18 protein-coding genes are annotated in these 21,080 nt (G+C 51.0%); 11 read left to right on the forward strand and 7 right to left on the reverse strand.

Annotated features, from left to right (window positions below; all coding sequences use genetic code 11):
• Positions 1-68 precede the first annotated feature (68 nt).
• The 5 genes from GQF01_RS12225 (at position 69) to GQF01_RS12245 (ending at position 7,107) form a co-directional block, all read left to right on the forward strand.
• Entirely contained in the window at positions 69-2,069 is a 2,001-nt protein-coding gene (locus tag GQF01_RS12225; RefSeq protein WP_161407025.1) for a GTP-binding protein, read from the forward strand.
• A 200-nt stretch (positions 2,070-2,269) separates the two neighbouring features.
• On the forward strand, positions 2,270-2,833 hold the full coding sequence (locus GQF01_RS12230; RefSeq protein WP_161407164.1) for a glycerol-3-phosphate responsive antiterminator: 564 nt from the start codon (positions 2,270-2,272) through the stop codon (positions 2,831-2,833).
• A gap of 17 nt (positions 2,834-2,850) precedes the next feature.
• Positions 2,851-4,350: a glycerol kinase GlpK gene (gene glpK, locus GQF01_RS12235; RefSeq protein ID WP_161407026.1), complete on the forward strand. Its 1,500-nt coding sequence runs from the start codon at positions 2,851-2,853 to the stop codon at positions 4,348-4,350.
• A gap of 148 nt (positions 4,351-4,498) precedes the next feature.
• Positions 4,499-6,181 carry a glycerol-3-phosphate dehydrogenase/oxidase gene (locus GQF01_RS12240; RefSeq protein WP_161407165.1) on the forward strand — a complete coding sequence of 561 codons (1,683 nt, stop codon included), beginning with the start codon at positions 4,499-4,501 and terminating at the stop codon, positions 6,179-6,181.
• A 335-nt stretch (positions 6,182-6,516) separates the two neighbouring features.
• Entirely contained in the window at positions 6,517-7,107 is a 591-nt protein-coding gene (locus GQF01_RS12245) for a TVP38/TMEM64 family protein (protein ID WP_161407027.1), read from the forward strand.
• Between the two features lie 21 nt (positions 7,108-7,128).
• On the opposite strand, the gene GQF01_RS12250 is transcribed toward GQF01_RS12245, so the two are convergent.
• The 6 genes from GQF01_RS12250 to GQF01_RS12275 all read right to left on the reverse strand — a co-directional run bounded on the left by GQF01_RS12250 (position 7,129) and on the right by GQF01_RS12275 (position 12,138).
• A complete protein-coding gene (locus tag GQF01_RS12250) occupies positions 7,129-8,256 on the reverse strand; it encodes an ATP-binding protein (protein ID WP_235959462.1) in 1,128 nt (375 codons plus the stop codon).
• Positions 8,257-8,373: 117 nt separating this feature from the next.
• Entirely contained in the window at positions 8,374-9,108 is a 735-nt protein-coding gene (locus tag GQF01_RS12255; protein WP_161407029.1) for a DUF421 domain-containing protein, read from the reverse strand.
• 50 nt (positions 9,109-9,158) lie between these two features.
• Entirely contained in the window at positions 9,159-10,010 is an 852-nt protein-coding gene (locus tag GQF01_RS12260; RefSeq protein WP_161407030.1) for an SDR family oxidoreductase, read from the reverse strand.
• Between the two features lie 67 nt (positions 10,011-10,077).
• A complete protein-coding gene (locus tag GQF01_RS12265) occupies positions 10,078-10,578 on the reverse strand; it encodes a DinB family protein (RefSeq protein WP_161407031.1) in 501 nt (166 codons plus the stop codon).
• A 69-nt stretch (positions 10,579-10,647) separates the two neighbouring features.
• The gene (locus GQF01_RS12270) at positions 10,648-11,583 is read right to left on the reverse strand and encodes a helix-turn-helix transcriptional regulator (RefSeq protein WP_235959475.1); all 936 of its coding nucleotides are present in this window, start codon (positions 11,581-11,583) and stop codon (positions 10,648-10,650) included.
• 9 nt (positions 11,584-11,592) lie between these two features.
• Positions 11,593-12,138, reverse strand: a complete 546-nt coding sequence (locus GQF01_RS12275) for an NUDIX hydrolase (protein ID WP_202556282.1) — start codon at positions 12,136-12,138, stop codon at positions 11,593-11,595.
• Positions 12,139-12,269: 131 nt separating this feature from the next.
• Between GQF01_RS12275 and GQF01_RS12280 the strand changes: the two genes are divergently transcribed.
• Together GQF01_RS12280 and GQF01_RS12285 are read left to right on the forward strand one after the other, a co-directional pair.
• Positions 12,270-13,718, forward strand: a complete 1,449-nt coding sequence (locus GQF01_RS12280) for an amidase family protein (RefSeq protein ID WP_161407033.1) — start codon at positions 12,270-12,272, stop codon at positions 13,716-13,718.
• Between the two features lie 85 nt (positions 13,719-13,803).
• Positions 13,804-14,655 (forward strand): hypothetical protein, encoded by an 852-nt coding sequence (locus GQF01_RS12285; RefSeq protein WP_161407034.1) that lies wholly within the window; start codon positions 13,804-13,806, stop codon positions 14,653-14,655.
• A 63-nt stretch (positions 14,656-14,718) separates the two neighbouring features.
• Here the strand turns inward: GQF01_RS12285 and GQF01_RS12290 are convergent, their stop codons facing one another.
• On the reverse strand, positions 14,719-15,948 hold the full coding sequence (locus GQF01_RS12290) for an aminopeptidase (protein WP_161407035.1): 1,230 nt from the start codon (positions 15,946-15,948) through the stop codon (positions 14,719-14,721).
• An 84-nt stretch (positions 15,949-16,032) separates the two neighbouring features.
• Here GQF01_RS12290 and GQF01_RS12295 point away from each other — a divergent pair, with 84 nt between their 5' ends.
• The 4 genes from GQF01_RS12295 (at position 16,033) to GQF01_RS12310 (ending at position 20,955) form a co-directional block, all read left to right on the forward strand.
• Positions 16,033-17,694 (forward strand): glutamine--tRNA ligase/YqeY domain fusion protein, encoded by a 1,662-nt coding sequence (locus GQF01_RS12295; protein WP_161407036.1) that lies wholly within the window; start codon positions 16,033-16,035, stop codon positions 17,692-17,694.
• A gap of 361 nt (positions 17,695-18,055) precedes the next feature.
• On the forward strand, positions 18,056-18,760 hold the full coding sequence (locus tag GQF01_RS12300; protein WP_161407037.1) for a response regulator transcription factor: 705 nt from the start codon (positions 18,056-18,058) through the stop codon (positions 18,758-18,760).
• Positions 18,754-20,142 carry a sensor histidine kinase gene (locus GQF01_RS12305; protein ID WP_161407038.1) on the forward strand — a complete coding sequence of 463 codons (1,389 nt, stop codon included), beginning with the start codon at positions 18,754-18,756 and terminating at the stop codon, positions 20,140-20,142. The genes GQF01_RS12300 and GQF01_RS12305 overlap by 7 nt, the downstream gene beginning before the upstream one ends.
• A gap of 93 nt (positions 20,143-20,235) precedes the next feature.
• The gene (locus tag GQF01_RS12310) at positions 20,236-20,955 is read left to right on the forward strand and encodes a hypothetical protein (protein WP_161407039.1); all 720 of its coding nucleotides are present in this window, start codon (positions 20,236-20,238) and stop codon (positions 20,953-20,955) included.
• The last annotated feature ends 125 nt before the right edge of the window (positions 20,956-21,080 follow it).

Raw genomic sequence — 21,080 nt, forward strand, 5'->3', positions numbered from 1 at the left:
ATAGGTGTCCGTTCTTCAAGTATAATAGGGAGACAAAGCCTGGTAAATAGAAGGAGCAGAGCACTTCAATGACCAACGAAATAGGCAAGGATCTAACAATTCCGCGAAGGAACGTGGGGATTTTCGCACACGTGGACGCGGGCAAAACGACGACAACTGAGCATTTGCTTTATCATAGCGGCCGAATCCGCGCCCTAGGCAGTGTGGATAGCGGTACAGCACAAACGGATTCTATGGATGTGGAGCGGGAACGCGGCATTTCGGTGCGCAGTGCGACGACCACTTTTACATGGAAAGAAACGTCTATTAACCTGGTGGACACGCCTGGGCATGTAGATTTCCTATCCGAGGTGGAGCGCTCCTTGCGGGTGATGGATGGGGCGATTCTGATTGTTTCTGCCGTTGAAGGCGTGCAGTCGCAGACCGAGATGATCTGGCATGCGCTGCAGACACTCCGAATTCCAACGCTGCTCTATGTGAATAAAATGGACCGCATCGGTGCGGACGCGGCAAGAGTGCTGCGCGACATAGAGAAGCAGCTCACGGGCATGGCGGTGCCGATCTATGCACCGCTCGGCGCTGAAGACACGTTCCGCGGCGCGGAGAACGTGCTGATCGAGGGCGCGTCCGGCGCGCCCAGCTTCGACCTCGCAGCAGCGGTCGAAAAGCTGTCCGAGCTCGATGAGCAGCTGCTCACGAGCTACATCGAAGGCGTGCCCATCCCGGCACGCGACGTAAAAGCAGCCCTGCAGCGATATACGCGGCAGGGGCAGGCTTTTCCATTGCTCGTCGGCGCATCGAGCAAAGGATTAGGCATCGAGGAGCTGATGGAAGCCATCCTCGATTATTTGCCCGGGCCGAGCGGCAGCGCCGAGCAGCCACTTTCGGCCGTGGTCTTCAAGGTCGAGCGGGACAAGACCATGGGGAGAATGGCGTACGTCCGCCTCTACGAGGGGACGATCCGCAACCGGGACACCGTGCTCAATGCCACGCGGGGCGTGGAGGAGAAGGTGACCCAGATTCGCAAAATCGACGGCCGCCGCGCCGAAGATATCGGTTATGTCGCGGCCGGCGACATCGCGGCGGTCTGCGGCTTGACGCAGGTGCGCATCGGCGATGTGCTAGGCCGGCCTGACGCTGTACCGCCGGCTCCACGGCTCGCAGTGCCGCTGCTAACCGTACAGGTGCATGCGGAAAGCGACGCGCAGTACCCCGCGCTTGTCGCCGCGCTGCAGGAGCTAACCGACGAAGATCCCCTGCTTGATCTGCAGTGGCTTCAAGAGGAGCGCGAGCTGCACGTGAAGGTGATGGGCGCCATCCAGCTTGAGATTCTGACCAGTCTGCTGGCTTCGCGCTTTGGGCTGCACGCAAGGTTCGATCAGCCCTCCGTGATCTACAAAGAGACGCCTTCTCAGCCAGGTGAAGGCTTCATTGCTTATACGATGCCCAAGCCGTGCTGGGCCATTCTGCGCTTTCGCATCGAGCCTGGGGCGCCGGGCAGCGGGCTCGTGTATGCATCGCAGGTACGCGCCGATCAATTGCTGGCGCAGTACCAGAGCGAAGTGGAGCGCCGAGTACCGGAAGCGCTGCAGCAGGGGCTCCTCGGTTGGGAAGTTACCGATCTCAAGGTAACGCTCGTGGAAGGGGAGCATCATGTCTGGCATACCCATCCGCTGGACTTTGCGGTTGCAACGCCTATGGGACTTATGCAAGGTTTGGCGCAAACGGGGACAACACTGCTTGAACCAATGCTGCAAGTGCGCATCACGGTTCCAGAGGTTTATGGAGGCAAGGTGCTGAGCGATTTGGTGCAGATGCGGGCAATCTTTGATCCGCCGCAGCTGAGCGGTGACCGTTTTGTTGTAGAGGGCCGCTTGCCTGTTGCCACTTCGCTGGACTACCCAGTGAAACTTAGCGCAATGTCCGGAGGCAGAGGTGTCATTACCTCGTCATTCGGGGGTTATCAGCCGAGTCCGCCGGATGTGCATGCGGAGCGGAGGCGGCGAGGCGTGAATCCGCTCGACCAATCGAAATACATTTTAGCCGTACGCAAAGCGCTCTCTACGTGACATAGAAGAGGCTGCTGTTCGCATTGACAGGTGGAGCGGCTCTCAGTACAATGGGAAGTAAGTTAATAACATGTGACGGAGAACAGGAGACTCACAGAGGATTGCCATTTATATATGAATTGGCACATCTTTTGGCGAGTTTTTTTGTTGTCATCCCCCTAAGGGGCGTGCATAGGAACGAGTGAACGGAGATGATGAGCTTGTCTTTGCAGGAGCAACGGATTTTACCGGCGATTCGCAAAATGAAGGATTTAGAGAAGCTGCTAAAAACTTCTTATACCTATATTGTGCTGCTGGACAGCCATATTGGACAGTTGAAAAGCATCGTGGATCTGGGCCGGGCAAACGGCAAGAAGCTGCTGCTGCACGCGGATTTGATCGAAGGACTGAAGAACGACGAGTATGCGGCTGAGTTTCTGTGTCAAAGCATTCGTCCTGCCGGGATCATTTCTACACGGGGAACGGTCATTACGAAGACGAAACAGAATGGACTCATCGCCATTCAGCGGCTTTTTCTCCTAGACAGCAGCGCACTTGAAAAAAGCTACACACTTCTGGAACGCACACAGCCAGATTACATCGAGGTCCTGCCTGGCATCATTCCTCACATTATTAAGGAAGTGAAGGAGCGCTCGGGGATTCCGATCTTTGCAGGAGGACTTATTCGTTCTGTAGGTGACGTGGAGCAGGCATTAGGAGCAGGAGCGACAGCTGTCACGACGTCGAACACAGAGCTCTGGCAGCAGTATCATCAACGATCCTAACTATTGGAGGTCTAACAATGGCAGAAGCCGTTTCCTATATTCTTTCGCTGGATCAGGGGACGACAAGTTCCAGAGCGATTCTATTTAATCAAAAAGGCAGCATCGTACACACGGCTCAGCAGGAGTTTAAGCAGCATTTTCCGAAGCCGGGCTGGGTAGAGCACGATGCGAATGAAATATGGCTATCGATTCAAGGTGTCATCGCGGCAGTCTTGTCGGAATCCGGTGTGCAGCCAGCTGAGATTGCTGGTATTGGCATCACGAACCAACGTGAAACGGCGGTTGTGTGGGATCGGCACACGGGAATGCCCGTGTATCATGCCATTGTATGGCAGTCCCGCCAGACGGCGGACATATGCGAAGCACTTAAGGCACAAGGACTTAACGATATTTTTCGGGAACGCACAGGGCTTTTAATTGACGCATACTTCTCGGGGACCAAGATCAAGTGGATTCTGGATTACGTAGACGGGGCAAGAGAGAAAGCGGAGCGTGGAGATTTACAATTCGGCACGATGGACACTTGGCTGATTTGGAAACTGACCGGCGGCAAAGCGCACGTAACGGACTATTCCAACGCCTCGCGAACGCTGCTTTATAATATACATGAACTGAAGTGGGATGAAGAGCTGTTAGGTTATCTCGACATCCCGGCTTCCATGCTGCCAGAGGTGCGTTCTTCTTCGGAAGTGTATGGGCATACCCAGGAAAATCTCTTTTTCGGCTCGGCGATCCCAATTGCGGGTGCAGCGGGTGATCAGCAGGCGGCCTTGTTCGGGCAGGCGTGTTTTGAAAAAGGGATGGCCAAGAATACCTACGGCACCGGCTGTTTCATGCTGATGAATACAGGCAATCATGCGATTCCGTCGCGCAGCGGGCTGCTGACTACGATCGCTTGGGGGCTGAACGGGAAAGTTGAATACGCGCTGGAAGGCAGTATCTTCGTAGCGGGGTCGGCCATTCAGTGGCTGCGTGACGGACTGCGGATGATCAAAATGGCTCAGGACACCGAGGCGTACGCGCAGCGTGTAGAGTCGACAGACGGCGTCTATGTCGTTCCGGCTTTTGTTGGACTGGGTACGCCTTACTGGGATAGTGACGTTCGTGGCGCGATTTTCGGACTGACGCGAGGGACGTCTAAGGAGCATTTTATCCGGGCTACACTCGAATCCCTTGCCTACCAAACGAAGGATGTGCTGCAGGCGATGGAGGACGATTCCGGCATTCAGTTGACGAAGCTGCGGGTCGATGGCGGCGCGGTGAAGAACAACTTCCTGATGCAGTTCCAGAGCGATATGCTGGGGGTTACGGTGGAGCGTCCGGTCATTAGTGAAACGACAGCGCTTGGCGCAGCTTTTTTGGCGGGACTCGCTGTGGGCTTCTGGAAGGATCAAGCGGAGATTGCGGCCCAATGGCAGGTGGATGAGGCCTTTGGGCCTGTGATGGAAACGGAGCGTCAAGAACAATTGTACAACGGTTGGAAAAAAGCAGTGAAAGCCGCGATGGCTTTTAAATAATTTGTGCCATGATATGATATACTTATAACAAGTTAATAATTGGTTGGAGACAAGGGAGAAGCCACAGCAGCCTGCACGTGATAGCGTGTTAGGCTTGTTGCGGCTTTTTATTTTTCGTATGCGAGGGGAGATTTTGAGGATGACGATGATGACGGAAATTACACATAACTTTAGCGGGTTAAAAAGAAAAGAAATGCTGCAAACGATGTCCGAGAAGCCGTTTGATCTAATTGTAATCGGCGGAGGCATTACAGGTGCAGGTATTGCGCTAGATGCCCAGAGTAGGGGGCTGCGCACGGCGTTGATTGATATGCAGGATTTTGCTGCGGGTACTTCGAGCCGATCGACGAAGCTTGTGCACGGAGGGCTGCGGTACTTGAAGCAGCTGGAGATTAAGGTGGTAGCTGAAGTGGGCAAAGAGCGCGCCATTGTGTACGAAAATGGTCCGCATGTAACAACGCCGGAGTGGATGTTGTTGCCTTTCTATAAAGGGGGCACGTTCGGTAAGCTGTCTACGTCTCTTGGTTTAAGGGTTTACGATTTTCTAGCGGGAGTTAAACGGGCGGAGCGCCGCAAAATGTTTCGTCCACAAGAAACGCTGGGGCATGAGCCGCTTTTGAAAAAGGAAGATCTGAGAGGCGGCGGCTATTATGTGGAATATCGCACGGATGATGCGCGTCTGACGATTGAAGTATTGAAAAAAGCTGTGGAGCTTGGCGCTCAAGCCGTCAATTATGCCAAAGTGGAAGAGCTGCTTGTGAAGAATGGCAAGGTAGTTGGCGTTCGAGTGGCGGATCAGCTCGGTGGGTCGTCTTATTCGCTATACGCGAGCAAGATCGTGAATGCAGCAGGACCTTGGGTGGATACGCTGCGCGAAATGGACCACTCCAAGAAGGGCAAAACGCTCCATCTGACCAAAGGGGTGCATCTGGTGTTCGATCAGAGCAAATTCCCGCTGCGTCAGGCGATTTATTTTGATACGCCGGATGGGCGCATGGTGTTTGCTATCCCGCGCGATGGCAAAACCTACGTCGGGACGACGGATACGAATTATAAAGGGGATATCGTGAATCCCCGAATTACTGTGGCGGACCGCGCCTATGTGCTGCGCGCCGCGAACGAGATGTTCCCGACGCTCGGCTTGACGGAAACGGATGTGGAGTCGAGCTGGACCGGGCTGCGCCCGCTGATCCATCAGGAGGGCAAAGATCCTTCCGAGATTTCGCGCCGCGATGAAATCTTCGTGTCGGACTCCGGCCTGATTTCGATGGCCGGGGGCAAGCTGACCGGCTACCGCAAAATGGCGGAGACGGTCGTGGACAAAATCGCCGCCATGCTGGTGGCGGAGGGCGTGATTTCGGCGACTGCGCTGTCGCCGAGCCGTACGCGTACATTGCCGATATCTGGCGGCAATATCGGCGGCTCTGCGAAGCTGGAGCCGTTCTTGCAGAGCAAAGTCAGCCAAGGCCAGCGGCTGGGGCTGTCTCGAGCTGAGGCTGCGCTGCTGGCGCGGCGATACGGCTCCAATGTGGATGCCGTATTTGATCTGCTGGCGCAGTACAAGGATGAGGCCGAGTGCCAGAAGATGCCGGCCGCTGTGCTCGCTTCGCTCGTGTACGCGATTGAGAGCGAGATGGCTGTGAAGCCGGTGGATTTCTTCATCCGCCGCACGGGAGCCCTCTTCTTCGATATCGCGTGGGCACGGCAGTGGAAGGCGCCTGTGATCGCCTTCATGGCGGGGCGCTTCGGCTGGGACGAAGCGCAGCAGGCAGCTTACACCGCCGAGTTGGATCAGCTGCTCCATGAGGCAGTGAACCCGCTCGAGGCGTAGGTTAATTTACTGCTCCGATTTGGACTAAATCATGTAAAAATGCATCAAATATAGCGTTACGTAGCTTTTTTGAGCTCTATGGAGTTAATTTACTGTACGAAATACATGATAATCTCCGAAAATCACGATTTAACGGGAATGAACTGTACTTTTTACATGAAAACCACTGAACAATGAAAGCCCCAACCAACAATAGGGTTGAGGGCTTTTTCATTTTGTCTCACCGCTTGCTTATCTTCGCAAAACGTACTCCAATTTAGCAAAATATGCTATCATGCCTATAGACGGCGGCACTTCCGCCATTCATTCTTGCACGCAAAGTAGGTGTGTCCCCAATGGGATTGTCAGAGCTTTTGTCTTATATGACAGAAGAGAATTTGGCCATGCTGGTAGATAAGTACCGCTCGCTGGGCCCGCTGCCTGGTCTTCTTCTGCCTTTTATGAAATCGTTCATTCCACCGCTCCCGACGCTTGTCATTATTAGCGTGAATGCGGCTGTATACGGGCTATGGCTCGGCTTTTTGTACTCATGGATTGGGATCGTAGGCGGATGCTTGGTGACGTTCGCGATTGTGAAGAAAGTAGCAGGCCATCCCTATTTAGTGCGGTGGTCGCAGAAGCCGAAGGTGCAGAAAAGTCTGGTCTGGGCTCGCCGGCAGGCTTTTAATTATGTGTTCTTGCTTAGTCTCTTTCCCGTAGGCCCGTTCGTTGTCATCAATATGGCGGCTGGGTTAGTTGGGATGAGGTTCCGATCATTCCTGGTTGCTGTGCTCGCCGGCAAAGCGGTTATGGTGATGTCGGTTTCTTTCATCGGCTATGACATCCATCGATTTATCGAGAATCCGTTTCGACTGATCTACGTCATTCTATTTGTAGGGGCTTCGATGATCATTAGTAAAAAAATCGAGAAACGTTTTAGTCATTAACAGCAGGGGCTGCCGATTTAATTAGTCGCTTAACACCTGCAGCTTTAGTTTCGGATAGAGCTCAGCAAGATCGGCAGCATGTTTAATCAAGACAGGAAGTTCGAAGTTTGTGTTAAAAAGGTCCCGATCCGGCAGGAACGTTACACGAGTCCCTGTCTCTTTGGTGATTCCGACGGTTTGCAGCTCGCTTTGCGGAATGCCATGCTTGTAGTGCTGCTCGAACACTTTGCCATCACGGCGAATTTCGACTGTTAGCACGCGAGACAAAGCATTGACGATAGGCATGCTGATGCCTTTTTCACCGCCTGGTGCCAAGAATGTAGCACTTGCGCTTAAACGGCTCATGTCCGTGAGCACCTTCTGAACGCGAGGCTGTTGATCAGGTAGTGCATGCACAGGAATGCCCCGGCCGTTATCAGCGACCGTCACGCTGCCGTTCCGATGCAGGAAGAGCTGAACTTCTGTGCAAGTACCATGTGTATGCTCCAAAAGGCAGTTCTCCATAACGGCCCATAACAGATTATGCGGATCGAAGGTTTCGCTATTACCAGCAACTGGACCTAGGTAGGAACGCGCATCGCTGCGAACCTCGAACATGTCCAAATAGTCGCTGGTATCCATGAAGTCTGAAGTGGCCGCGAACAACAGCAGTAAAGGAAGGACGCGATGACCGGGAATGGCGTATTTGCCGCCTCGTTCCTCTTGCACAAGGAGGTCAGCTCCTGCGAGGGCCTTCAAATGATGATATAGCTGCCCCGTTGTGCCCATGTTCAATCGTTCGACGAGCTCAGGTCCCGTGAGCGGTTCCTGCAGCACGGTTCTTAAAATATCCAACCTCATCTCATGGCCCAAAGCGCCAAGGATTTTGGCGGCTTTATCGCCGTCTAGCCCCAGAAGCTGATCCACGCTTCTTTCCTGGGGTTCCCACCGATAATGAGATTGCCCGTTGCGAAATTGCCCAGAGTAATAAACCCCGCCGCGACCTTCGTGGGAGTGCTGATCTTGTTCTTTCTGTACGTAAGACTTCGCGATTACCCCACTGCCTGAAACACCCTTTGTAGTTGTGATATTCTCCATCAGCTGTTGCAGTTTGTTTAGTTGAACCTGCATGGCGTCTAATTCGGCTCCATAATCCCTTGTTGTAGTCAAAGGAATCACTCCTTTTAAATTATTTAAATACGTAATTACGTAAAACAATAATAACATTGATATTGGAGAAAGTATATACCTATTTCTTGTTTTAAATACAAAAAAAACGAACGCTCCCTAGAAAGGAGTTCGTTCGTTTTGTTCGGCCGTAGCGGCTTCTGTATATACGTGTATTTGATCTTGATCATCGATGGTAGCCAACACGACATCCTTCCAATTTACCTGTTTGGCTTGGATCTGAGCTTCTAACCACATCTTGTTCTTTCCTTGCTGCGTCAGCAGGTTCACATTCGTCGTACCTTCGACAATGATAGGCCTTACCAACGAGAAAGAAGAGGTGGGGATGTACATGTCCTTGGGTGTAACTGGTTGGTACTGCGTTTCAAGGAATACGGAAATCGTTCCCCCGGGCTCCCATAGGGCAAGGGCTATTTTATCGATATCCTCAATCTGTTGCTTCCTCAGTTCAGAGAAGAGATGGTCTACAGAAATACGGGCTTTGCGCAAATTTTTCATCATCATTTTCCCGTGTTTGACTAGTGTCAAAGGCGCCGGGTCCAGAAAGTGCTTAAGCACATTCCACTTTAGGCTTAACCAAGATGTCAGGATATACAGGATTACAAGCACAGTAGTGGAAATCATTGAGCCAGTTAACGAAAGATGCTCATCAGAGAGTGGATGGGCGATGATGTTTCCCAAGATAAGTGCAATGATGAAATCCAGGAATCTGAGTTGGGAAATGGAGCGCTGTCCGAGCAATTTAGCGGCAATGAGCAGGAAAAAGTAGCCGACAACAGCTCTCATTCCCCATTCAGCGGCAGTAAGGGTCTCCTGACTATGAAAGAAATCCAATCGAAGTCACACTCCGTGCATCAGAATCGTGAACTTCGCTTATTCTCCCCTCATTTTCCAGAATTTAATCCAACTTCCCGCTCGCTCCATGCCCAGAAACGACTAGCAAACTCATCATCTTTGGCCTTCTCGGAGATAGGAGCAATCTTCTTCTTATAGAAATATTCGCCGCTAACTGAGCTTACATCCGGGCTGGCCGCCAAATAAATGGCCGTCTCTGCGCCCTGCGCCGGCGTTAGGAAGAAAGGCCGCAGCAAGCTGTGAACGGCCTTACCGAACCCGGTGTCCCGATCGACACCGATATTCGTACCGACCGCGCCGGGATGCAGCGCGTTCACGGTCAGTGCTGTGCCAGCAAGCCGTTTGGCCAGCTCGCGTGTAAACCAAATATTCGCGATCTTGGATTGCGAATAGCCTCTCCAGACACTGTACCCTCGGGTCAGGTAAGGGTTGTCGAAGTCGAAGCGCCCGATCTTGTGGGCGCCTGAGGAGACATTGACGATCCGCCCCTGCGGGGAGCGAATCATGGACTCAAGCAGCAGCTGGGTCAGCAGGAAGTGGCCCAGATGGTTAACGCCGGTCATCGCTTCGAAGCCGTCGGATGTTGTTTGCCGCTTCACGGTGACAACGCCTGCGTTGTTCACAAGCACGTCCAGCACCCTATGCTTGGCGAGGAAGGCGTCAGCGAACGCGCGAATGCTGGCGAGTGAGCCTAGATCGCAAAGCATAAGCTCGATGTGCTCTGATCCGCTCTGGCGGCGAGCTTCGGCCAGTGCGGTCTCGCCTCTTTGCCTGCTGCGGCACAGCATGATTACGTGGGCACCCTTGCGGGCGAGCTCCACGGTTGTCGCGAGTCCCATTCCGGAATTAGCACCGGTAACGATAACGGTTTGATTGTGCATACGTGACCACTCCTTGGACTTTTCTTCCATTATAGCTCATAGAGGGTCGTATGACTTGAGTTAGCGATTAAACTAGCGGCTGCATGCCTCTTTCCAACCAATCTTCGCGAGTAGGTCCGTAGATATCGGGTACACGTAGACCAGCTTGACGCATCAAGACGATCATTTCACCACGGTGGTGGATTTCGTGTGAGATTAGCATGCGCAGCGTTGTAGCGTTCAACCACATCTCGCCATACATATCGGTGGATTCCGTAAGCTTGGCATCTGTCCACTGGGACTGGATGGCATTTGCCAGTCCAGTTGCGGATAGGCGGTAAGCATCGGCAATGGTTTGGGCGGAGGAAGGTGCATGCTCATCGCCTTCAGGCGCTTCAAAAGTGAGGCCTACGCGAGAAAGCATTTCGTGGATGGTAGTGGCGATATGCCAAGCCAGTTGTCCGAGTGTGCGGAAGTCTGGTGCGATTTGTTGCGTCAGGGATTCATCTGTAAGCGTATCGAGTACGCGCTGAGTTGCTGTGGATTCATTGTTCCATTCGTTCACGAAATCTTGAATTGTTCTAAACATTAGGAAAGCCTCCTTAGATTGGATATACCCTAAGTATAGACAAGTATGACTGACAGCATATTGTCAGTGTTAGGAATACAGCTGAACAATTTTTTCAGCTTTCTCTTTGATGGCAGCTGCCAGATGAGCAGGCTCGATAATTCGTACACTTGGCCCATAACCAAGCAGCAGGCTGTGCAGCCAAGGCTCGTCCGGCTGGGTGGCTGTAATAATCATGGAGCCGTCATTCTGATAGGCAATCTGCTTCTGCTGAAAATAATCCTCAATCTGTGCCTGGATGCTTTGCTGCGCATGCAGGACCAGTGTGATCAGTGTGGAAGGGTCTCTTTGGCCCCAGCCATGTTGAAAGGGTTCCTTCGTTTCTGTCCGGCGTTCAAACGTCTCCGAAAGGACTTCAATTTCCTTCATGCGGTTCAGTCGGAAAATCCGAAAATCCTGACGCAGCAGGCAGTAGCCGTACAAGTACCAGCCAAAACCTTTAGCTACGATGCTCATAGGCTCGGCTGAACGAACGGACTGCTCGCTTTGCGAAGAGATATATTGAAAGGAGATCATCTTCGAATCCTTAATCGCGCATCGCAGCGTGTTCAGCTTTTCTTTATCCTCGCTGCCCCTTCGCCACGGATTCATATCAATGATAAGCTGATCGTCCAGCCTGGCTGCCGTGTTTTGCTCTGACTTCGCTACGAGTGCGCCGACTTTATCCAGCAGGTTGCCAATTTCCTGGTCGCCGACCGTGGAACGAATTCCTTTGAGCCCGACGATGATGGATTGCAGCTCTTCCAGGGATAGGAATTGGCGTTCCAATCGGTACTGGTCCATAATTTCATACCCGCCGCTTAAGCCCGCAAATGACACGACAGGAATACCCGCTTGGTTAATGGCTTCCACATCCCGATACACGGTTCGCAAAGACACTTCAAAACGCTCGGAGAGCTCCTTCGCGCTTATTCTTCGACGATTCAGCAGCAGCATGGTGATGGCAAGCAAACGGTCGATTTTCAAAAAAACACCTCACTGATTCAAATACGTTCCTTTAGCTCTGTCTTGTCCGGTTAAAAGGTTAACCGCATGCTCCAGAATGATTCTATCGCGCAAAAGCATGAATTTGGCCGAATAACGCTGACATTTGTTCAGGGAAACAGCCATCACGTCCAAGGCCTCGCTTAGTGTCATCCAAGCAACCGACATCCCCAGCCTCAATTCATTTTCTGTCAGCGTAGGGGCGCTGGAATGATGATGCGCTTTGGCAATGTAACAGTAGGAAAGCTGCATAAAACTATTGCGGTTCTTATGCTCCTCGATAACGCCTAATTCATGCGTAATTTCAGCCTCGTAGCCGGTTTCTTCCTTGATTTCTCGTAAAAATGCAGCCCTCGGTTGTTCGTTATCTTCAATTCCGCCGCCAGGCAGCTTGTACAGATCAGATTCTGACAAGTACATCATCGCTATGTTCATCAAGCCATCAATGACAATGCCTCGGGATGAATAGCGAGAAACGCGATCTATAAAGACAGGATCGCCGCCCAACATATCGCTGTCTGTTATTCGTTTGATCATTTGCACGAGGATCACCTGCCTTATTTGAAGAGCGGAAAATACCCGCTGGAATGCATTCCAAAAATACCCACACCAAGAGTATAGTATAACTTAGGTAGTCATGTCTCGAAACTTACAGGAGGCGATCAAATTTGTCTGAAAAACCAAAGGAATGGATCGTAGAAGCCGATATCATGGCGTTGCAAAAAGCCATGGAAGCGGGCGAAATCCGTGCTGTCGAGCTGGTTGCTTTTTATTTAGAAAGAATTGAGAAATGGAATAAGGTCATTAATGCGGTGCTGGAGATGAATCCAGATGCGCTCCAAATTGCGCAAGCGCTAGATGATGAACGTCAGAAGCAAGGAATCCGAGGCCCGCTGCACGGCATTCCGATTCTACTTAAAGATAACATAGATACGGGTGACCGCATGCATACAAGCGCGGGTTCTTTGGCCTTAGCTCAGTCACGGGCATCGGAGGATGCTTTCATCGCGGCCAAGCTGCGGGAGTCTGGCGCCGTGTTGTTAGGGAAAGTGAACATGACGGAATGGGCTAATTTCATGTCTGGACCGATGCCGTCCGGATATAGCTCCAGAGGTGGACAAGTCATGAACCCTTACGGTCCGGGGCAGTTCGAGGTTGGCGGTTCCAGCTCAGGATCTGGCGCGGCGACCGCAGCCAGCTTCGCAGCAGCGGCAATCGGGACGGAAACTTCCGGTTCCATTGTGAACCCAGCGCATCATAACAGCTTGGTCGGCCTGAAGCCGACGGTGGGCCTACTTAGCCGTATTGGCATCATTCCCATCTCTCACTCGCAGGATACACCAGGGCCGATGACACGGACAGTTACGGATGCTGCACTGCTTCTGGGAGCGCTGACTGGCGTGGATGCACGTGACCCTTTGAGTCTGGCGAGTGAAGGGAATAGTGAAAGGCAACGTGACTACACAACCTTTTTGGATGCAAATAGCCTTCAAGGGGCTAGAATTGGTATTCCTCGAAGGTTCTACAAGGAATTGAACGATGAGGCTCGTAGTATCGCCGAGAACGCTATCCAGGTGCTGCGCGAGCAGGGCGCAGTTGTCATTGACCCTGTATCCCTTCCATGTGAGCAGGCGGAGTGGACTTCGGAAGTGCTGAGATATGAATTCAAAAAAGATCTGAACGATTATTTATCCAAGCTGGATGCCTCAGTCCCCGTACATACCTTGCAGGAGGTTATTACGTTCAATAACGAACATGCGGAGAAGGCACTGGTCTATGGGCAAAATACACTGATTTGGTCAGATGAAACCAGCGGTACGCTGACGGAGGATGAATATCTCCACAAGTTAGCCCACTATCAAGAGCTTACGCGATCTCGCGGCATTGATCATGTGCTCGGGGAGCATCAGCTGGATGCGCTGCTTTTTCCTGGCGATGAAGGTTATGACATTGCTGCACGTGCGGGTTATCCACTGCTGAACGTGCCTGCCGGCTATACAGCTGACGGGCCTATGGGCGTCATGTTTTCCGCAGGGGCATTCAGCGAAGGGAAGCTGCTGGCATTAGGGTATGCCTTTGAGCAGGCAACGAAGTACCGTCGGCCTCCTAATCTGTAAAGCGTCAGATCCCCGCATACAACTTGGAAAAATTTGAAACAATAAGCCGAATTCAAATCCAAGTCAAGGGAGTCTGATGGTTCACATGTTTCAAAAAAGCGCTAAAATAGCGCTGCAAACAGCGGTATTCGGCTTGCTTCTGGGCTGCCTGTCCTTGGCGGGGCAGGGAGCGGTTGAGGCTGCAGCCAAAGCGGCCAATAACGTGGAGATTTCAGCGCCTCCATCGTCTATGCAGCAGCCTGGACAACCTGTACAAGCGCAGCTCATTCAGGTGCGCGAAATCGACGTGACAGGCGATGGTGTGCTGGATCAGGTCGCTCTTTCGGGCACGAAGATGGACTTGAACAGTCCATATTATGACAAGCTGTTCATTGTTGTGACGAGTCCAGGGCAAACGCAGGTCGTTATTCCTCTGCAAGGTGGATATAATCCGTACATGCAGTTCTGTGATTTTATCGGTGAGAAGCTGCCTCAGATTTATGTTGCTGCGGAGAATGGGGGAAGCGGCGGTTTATCGTCCTTCTATCTATATTCGCTGAACAATAATGTGCCGACGGCGATCCCGCTGCCTACACCGCTTCGTGTCTATGCCACTTTCAAGAATAACTATGTGGTGCAGATGAAGATTCAAGAGACCGGTAAATCGTTCAAAATCGATATCAAAGATCGGAAAGACGATTACGAACAGTTCGGCGTGTACAAAGACGGCAAGGTTGTGAAGCCGATCATTGTGAATGTGGATGCTTATGGCCTTTTGCAGCCTATTGATAAAAGTGGGAACGGTACGTGTGATCTGAGGGGAGTTCAGCGGATTACCGGCATTGCGAACGCTGATACGCTAGGTTACGCCACCTCGCTATGGCACTGGAAGAAAGGCAGATGGATATTGAAAGATTCCGCTGTCGTTAAGAACTACCAGAACCGTCAAGAACATTGAACGAAGACCGCCAGGTCAAGGGCCTATAGCTCCTGATTTGGCGGTCTTCTTGTTGTTGTTGTTTTACACCCAGTTACCATTGCGGAACAATGGTTCGCGAGTCCCATCTTCCGATAGGCCGTCAATGGCCATGTCAGCTGAGCCAATCATGAAATCGACATGGATTAAGCTTTTATTAAAACCATTCTGGTTGAGCTCTTCGAGACTCATAGAAGTACCGCCTTCAATCGTGAAAGGATACGAATTACCTAACGCGATGTGGCAGGAAGCATTTTCGTCGAATAACGTATTGTAGTAGATTAATCCAGAGTTTGAAATCGGCGAGTCAAACGGGACGAGTGCCACTTCACCCAAGTAGCGTGCGCCTTCATCCATATCCAGCATTTTGTTCAGCACTTCTTGCCCTACTTCGGCGGTTGCTTTCACGACTTTGCCGTTCTCGAAAGTAAGCGTGAAGCCATCGATAAGAGAGCCTTGATAGCTCAAAGGCAGCGTGCTGCGCACCGTTCCGTTCGTGCCTGTTTTGGCAGGCATGGTGAATACTTCCTCTGTTGGGATGTTCGGAATGAAGAATACGCCTTTCTCCGTTTCGCTCCCTGCAGCAACCCATTGGTGCTTAGGCGCAAGTTCAATGTACAGGTCTGTGCCTTCTGCTTGGAAATGGAGCTGCTTATATTTCTTGTTGTTCAGCATATCCTGTTTACCCGTAAGAGTTGCAATGTGCTCATTCCATGCAGCGACGGGATCTTCTTTGTCCACACGAGTAAGCTTGAAAATTTGCTCCCAAAGTTTCTGAACACGCTCAGCTTCGTTCAAATTCGGGAACACCTTAGCGGACCATTCGGCCGTCGGGTAGGAGACCATCAACCAACTAACTTGATTGTTGCGCATATAGTTGAGGAAACCTTCGCGCGCTGTAGCTGCAGTTTTACTGGAAATAGCAACACGCTCTGGGTCTACATCTTTAAGCAAGTCGGAGTTCGGTGCATAAATTTGTAGGAAGGCAGCGTCGTTCTTCGCCATTTCTTCCAGGCCATTCGCGCGCCACATTGGGTATTCACGAAGTGTTGACTCTGGCGCGTGCTTGAGGCGCAGCGCCTTTACTTCATCGTCATCCCAGTCAATAACGACGTCCTTGGCGCCTGCATCGTATGCTTTCTTAGTCAGCTTGCGCACGAATTCAGCACAAGAAATTGGCGTCATGATGACGACGATTTGGTCCTTCTGTACGTTTAATCCTACACGAATTGCGAGTTCTGCATATTTATCCAGATAATGCTCGAATGTTTCCATTGCTCGGGCTCCTTTATATTTTAGTAACTTTTAGTGTATGATAGAAAATAAAACTTTAACCATTGGGAGAAAGGCTGGCGCAATATGGAAACGAAGACTCCAACGAGCACCCCGTCCAATTTCATTAAGAATATTGTAATCGAAGATTTGAATTCAGGCAAAGTCAGCCAGATCGTAACCCGTTTTCCCCCAGAACCGAACGGATACCTTCATATAGGACATGCGAAGTCAATTGTTCTTAATTTTGAATTAGCGGACGAGTTCAAAGGGTTAACGAACCTTCGCTTTGATGATACGAATCCCGTTAAGGAAGATACAGAGTATGTGGAATCCATTAAAGCTGATGTCGAATGGCTCGGATTTAAATGGGACGGTCTCTTCTTTGCATCGAATTATTTCGAGGAAATGTACAACCGCGCTGTCGTTTTGATTCGTAAGGGTTTGGCCTACGTAGATGATCAAACAGCGGATCAAATTCGTGAAAGTCGCGGTACCTTAACCGCGCCTGGTACGAACAGTCCGCATCGCGACCGGAGTGTGGAAGAGAATCTCAGCTTGTTCGAGCGCATGCGTGCTGGAGAGTTCAAAGATGGCGAGCGCGTACTTCGCGCGAAGATCGACATGTCCTCGCCGAACATCAACTTCCGCGATCCGGTGATCTACCGTGTGGTGCATGCCCACCATCACAATACGGGAGATGCTTGGTGCATCTACCCGATGTACGCTTATGCGCACCCGATTGAGGATGCGATTGAGGGTGTCACGCATTCCATCTGTACCCTGGAGTTCGAGGATCAACGTCCTTTCTATGACTGGGTCATCCGCGAATGCGAAATGCCTAATGTGCCAAGACAGTATGAATTTGCACGCTTGAATCTTACGAACACCGTGATGAGCAAAAGAAAGCTGAAACAGCTCGTTGACGAGAAGGCCGTTGACGGTTGGGACGATCCGCGGATGCCGACCATATCTGGGCTGCGACGCAGAGGTTTTACACCAGAGGCGATTCGTACCTTTGCCCGTGAAATCGGCGTAGCCCGCAGTAACAGCACCGTTGATGCGAAAATGCTGGATCATTTTATCCGTGAGGATTTGAAATTGAAGGCTCTGCGCACGATGGGTATTCTCAACCCGCTGAAAGTCGTCATCACCAACTATCCAGAGGATAGCGTTGAGATGCTGGAAGCCGAGAACAACTCGGAGAACCCGGAAATGGGCAGTCGCCAAATTCCTTTCTCCCGTGAGATCTACATCGAGCAAGAGGATTTCATGGAAAATCCGCCGAACAAATATTTCCGGTTATTTCCCGGCAATGAAGTGCGCCTGAAAAATGCTTACTTCATCAAATGCAACGATTTCGTCAAAGACGACAGCGGTAAAGTGATCGAACTTCACTGTACGTACGACGTCGAAACGAAAAGCGGCAGCGGCTTTACTGGCCGTAAAGTCAAAGGCACGATCCACTGGGTCGATGCGAAAAGCGCAGTACCAGCGGAGTTCCGCTTGTATGAGCCGCTCATTCTAGATGACCAAGAGGACGAAAATGCTTCCTTCTTAGAAAACCTGAACCCGAACTCGCTGCAAATTGTGCAAGGATTCGTGGAGGCGGGTATGAAAGAAGCGAAGCCGCTTGATAAATTCCAATTCTTCCGCCACGGCTATTTCAACGTGGATCCGAAGTATACGACTAGCGACAAACTGGTGTTTAACCTGATTGTTTCGCTGAAGAGCTCTTTTGAAGTGTAATTTTAAAAATCCTAGCTTAGGCTAGGATTTTTTTTGATTTAATGATGGAAGACATCTCAAGAGCCGCTCGCCGTCTGCTGAAACGTCGAAATACATCGCTAACGTGTTCAGTGTGCGGAAAGTGTGCGTTAACGCTGAAAAACAGCGTTAATAGCTGCTGAGAGAGCCAAAAATGCTGACTCGGCGCAGAGAAGGTGGCAATAGCGAAGCAAAACGGCCCGAAAGGCCGTCTTGAGCGAGGACACCGCACATGAATCACGCCTCGTCAGGAGTCATCCCGTTTCCACGATTTATAAATTTTTTGTTCACAATTATCCAGTAAGATGGTGTCATAGATCCTTAGTTCAGGAGAGTGTGCCTTGTGAAAACCGTTTTGGTGGTAGATGATGATTTGAATATTTGCCGCATTACGAAGCTTTATTTAGAAAAAAGCGGTTATACGGTAGTAACCGCAAATGACGGCGAGCAAGCGCTCACGCAGTTCAAAGAGCTGCAGCCCGACTTCATCGTGCTGGATATTATGCTGCCGAAGCGCGACGGTTGGTCCGTATGCCAGAAGATTCGCGCGATGAGCGACGTGCCGATTCTGATGCTGACAGCCAGAGCTCACGTGGATGAGCGGATCGAAGGCTTGCAAATGGGTGCGGACGATTATTTGGTCAAGCCTTTTGACCCGAACGAGCTGGTCGCGCGCGTGACCACGATACTTCGTAGAACGCTGATTCGGACGGAATCGGCAGTTCCCTCGAATTTATATGAAGTCGGCAGTCTGCGTGTAGACGCCTTGTCCCACGATGTTACCGTTGAGGGACAACTGGTCGCCTTGCCCAAAAAGGAGTACGAGCTCCTGCTATTTTTCGTACGTAATCCGAATCAAGTATTCACTCGCGAAGATCTCATCGCCAAGATATGGGGCTGGGATTTCGAGGGGGAGGACCGTGTCGTTGATTTATACATAAAACGTCTAAGACAAAAGCTATCGGCGCATACAGAAAGAAAAGTAGACTGGAACATCCGGACGGTGTGGGGTATCGGCTACAAGTTCGAGGGGCCCGAGTCATGCTGAACTCTTTTTACCGCAAGCTATTATTCATTTACATGTCTATTACGGTCGTGTCGATTCTTGCGATTTCGGGAACAATTGGTTATTCCATGAAACAGAAGACGTATGACCGCAGCGAGAAGCTTTTGCTGGAGAAAGTTGAACAAGTCGATGAGTTGGCCAAAGAGCTATTCGACGGTTCCGCTTTGATGAAGGATTTCCGTAAACAAATAAGTGCCATGGAGAAGTCGTCCAACGTTCGCGTGGCTCTGATTAAGCATCCAAAAGTAAATGTGGATAAAATCCAGTCCATCGGCGAGGCCCCGGCACGCAAGGAATGGCTGGACAAGGTGCTGGCAGGGAATCAAGTGACGGTACGGAGCAATTTTGCCCAAAATAGTACGGTGAAAATGTTGATTGTCGGGCGCCCTGTGGTGTTGGAGAACCGCGTGGTGGGGGCTATTTTTCTATATACGCCAATTATGAATATTCAAGGGACAATCAACGATATCAATCGGGCGATCTATCTCTCGGCGGTATCGGTGGCGCTGCTCGCGATGGCTGTGCTGTACTTTGTTTCACGGCATTTTGTGAAGCCGATTCAGCTCATGAGCAAGACGGCGGAGGCGCTGGCTTTGGGGGATTTTAGCGGAAGAGTCCCTGTTCGGGGAAAGGACGAGATTGCATCGCTGTCGGGATCGTTGAATCGCATGGCAGGCAAGCTGCAGAAGGTTGAAGAGGGGCGCAAAAGGTTTCTCTCTGAAATCTCACATGAGCTGCGGACACCGCTGACGACGATTCGGGCCTCTCTGCAGGGGATAACGGATGGTGTCGTGGAGCCGGAGGATGCTAAGGAGTTCATTCAAATGTCTCTTCAAGAGACGCTGCGACTGAGCAGTTTGGTGGATGATTTGATGGAGCTGTCGTCTTTTGAGGAGAAGCAGGTGAAGTTAAGTTTTCAACCTATGGATGTATCTGATGTCATTACCCATGTGGTCACGCAGTTGAAGATGAAAGCCAAGTCCAAACAGATTGAGCTGAGCTCGGAAGCCGAGATACCGTATAGGGTACAGGGGGATGCCGATCGGCTGAGGCAGGTTTTCATCAACTTGCTGGATAACGCGATTAATCATATCCCAGAGGGATCAGAGGCCGGAATTCGGGTGAAAGCGGTCAGAAATGAGCCTTGGATTGAAGTCTGGGATAACGGCCAGGGAATTGCGCCAGAGAAGCTGCCGCATCTGTTTGATCGTTTCTACAAAGCGGATGAAAGCCGCAATCGTTCTGGCGCAGGCCTTGGGCTAACGATCTGTAAACATATCATTGAAGCCCACGGGGGTTCTATTCGGGTCGAGTCGAAGCTTGGGTCGGGGACGGTTTTTAAAATATTTCTGCCATCTGGATAAGCTTCGCACCATGACAAACTTATGACATAATTATCCGCTAAGATAGGGTCTGTAAGGTAAACATAACCATAGACCGATCGAGGAGTGATACTTATGTTGAAAAAATTAACAGGATTAGCTTTGGTAGGTGCAATCGCTTTAACAGTTCCGGTGGCGGCTTTTGCGGCAGAATCACAGAGCAGCACATTTCATCCGTTCAAACAATTATTACTGGATAAAGCGCAGGCTTTTGGCCTATCGACGGACGGTAAAACGAACAAACAGATCAAAGATGAACTGAAAACAGCAAATGCCGCGGAAAACACGGAACATTTGAATAAAGCCGCAGCGAAACTGGGCATTAGCACAGATGGTAAGACAGCGCAACAGCTCAAAGCAGACATCCAAGCAGCGGTTCAAGTAAAACTGCAAGCGAAAGCGACAAAGCTCGGCATTAACGCAGATGGCAAAACGAATAAAGAGTTGAGAGAGGCGCTGAAGGCAGCAGCATTGACGAAGCTGCAAGCGAAGGCGACTAAGCTCGGCATCAGCGCAGATGGTAAAACGAATAAAGAGTTGAGAGAAGCGCTGAAGGCAGCAGCATTGACGAAGCTGCAAGCGAAGGCGACCGCTGCGGGTATTGCAACGGATGGCAAAACAGCGAAAGAGATTCATGCCGCTATCCAAGCAGGCAAAGATGCAAAAAAATCGGCAGCGTTAAATAAACGGGCTGAGAAGCTAGGTATCTCTACAGATGGTAAAACAGCTGATCAAGTTTATGCAGAAGTGGAAAGTGCTCTGAAAGCGAAATGGGCAGAAAAAGCAGCGAAATAGGCCGCGAAGCACGGAGATTGCTAGGGGAACTACAGGGTCTTATTTGAGTCAAATCGGCTCATTTCTGCCCGAAGAGGAACTACAGGGTCCTATTTGCCCTAAATCTGTTGTATTTGGGGCAATTT

Origin of the sequence: Paenibacillus silvestris (assembly GCF_009882985.1) — a bacterium.
Lineage (GTDB): Bacteria > Bacillota > Bacilli > Paenibacillales > NBRC-103111 > Paenibacillus_E > Paenibacillus_E silvestris.

Coding starts and splice junctions, on each gene's coding strand:
- GQF01_RS12305 (WP_161407038.1), top strand. CDS start 18,754: ATGCTGAACTCTTTTTACCGCAAGCTATTATTCATTTACATGTCTATT.
- GQF01_RS12265 (WP_161407031.1), bottom strand. CDS start 10,578: ATGTTTAGAACAATTCAAGATTTCGTGAACGAATGGAACAATGAATCC.
- GQF01_RS12260 (WP_161407030.1), bottom strand. CDS start 10,010: ATGCACAATCAAACCGTTATCGTTACCGGTGCTAATTCCGGAATGGGA.
- glpK (WP_161407026.1), top strand. CDS start 2,851: ATGGCAGAAGCCGTTTCCTATATTCTTTCGCTGGATCAGGGGACGACA.
- GQF01_RS12225 (WP_161407025.1), top strand. CDS start 69: ATGACCAACGAAATAGGCAAGGATCTAACAATTCCGCGAAGGAACGTG.
- GQF01_RS12275 (WP_202556282.1), bottom strand. CDS start 12,138: ATGATCAAACGAATAACAGACAGCGATATGTTGGGCGGCGATCCTGTC.
- GQF01_RS12240 (WP_161407165.1), top strand. CDS start 4,499: ATGACGGAAATTACACATAACTTTAGCGGGTTAAAAAGAAAAGAAATG.
- GQF01_RS12290 (WP_161407035.1), bottom strand. CDS start 15,948: ATGGAAACATTCGAGCATTATCTGGATAAATATGCAGAACTCGCAATT.
- GQF01_RS12285 (WP_161407034.1), top strand. CDS start 13,804: ATGTTTCAAAAAAGCGCTAAAATAGCGCTGCAAACAGCGGTATTCGGC.
- GQF01_RS12245 (WP_161407027.1), top strand. CDS start 6,517: ATGGGATTGTCAGAGCTTTTGTCTTATATGACAGAAGAGAATTTGGCC.
- GQF01_RS12295 (WP_161407036.1), top strand. CDS start 16,033: ATGGAAACGAAGACTCCAACGAGCACCCCGTCCAATTTCATTAAGAAT.
- GQF01_RS12310 (WP_161407039.1), top strand. CDS start 20,236: ATGTTGAAAAAATTAACAGGATTAGCTTTGGTAGGTGCAATCGCTTTA.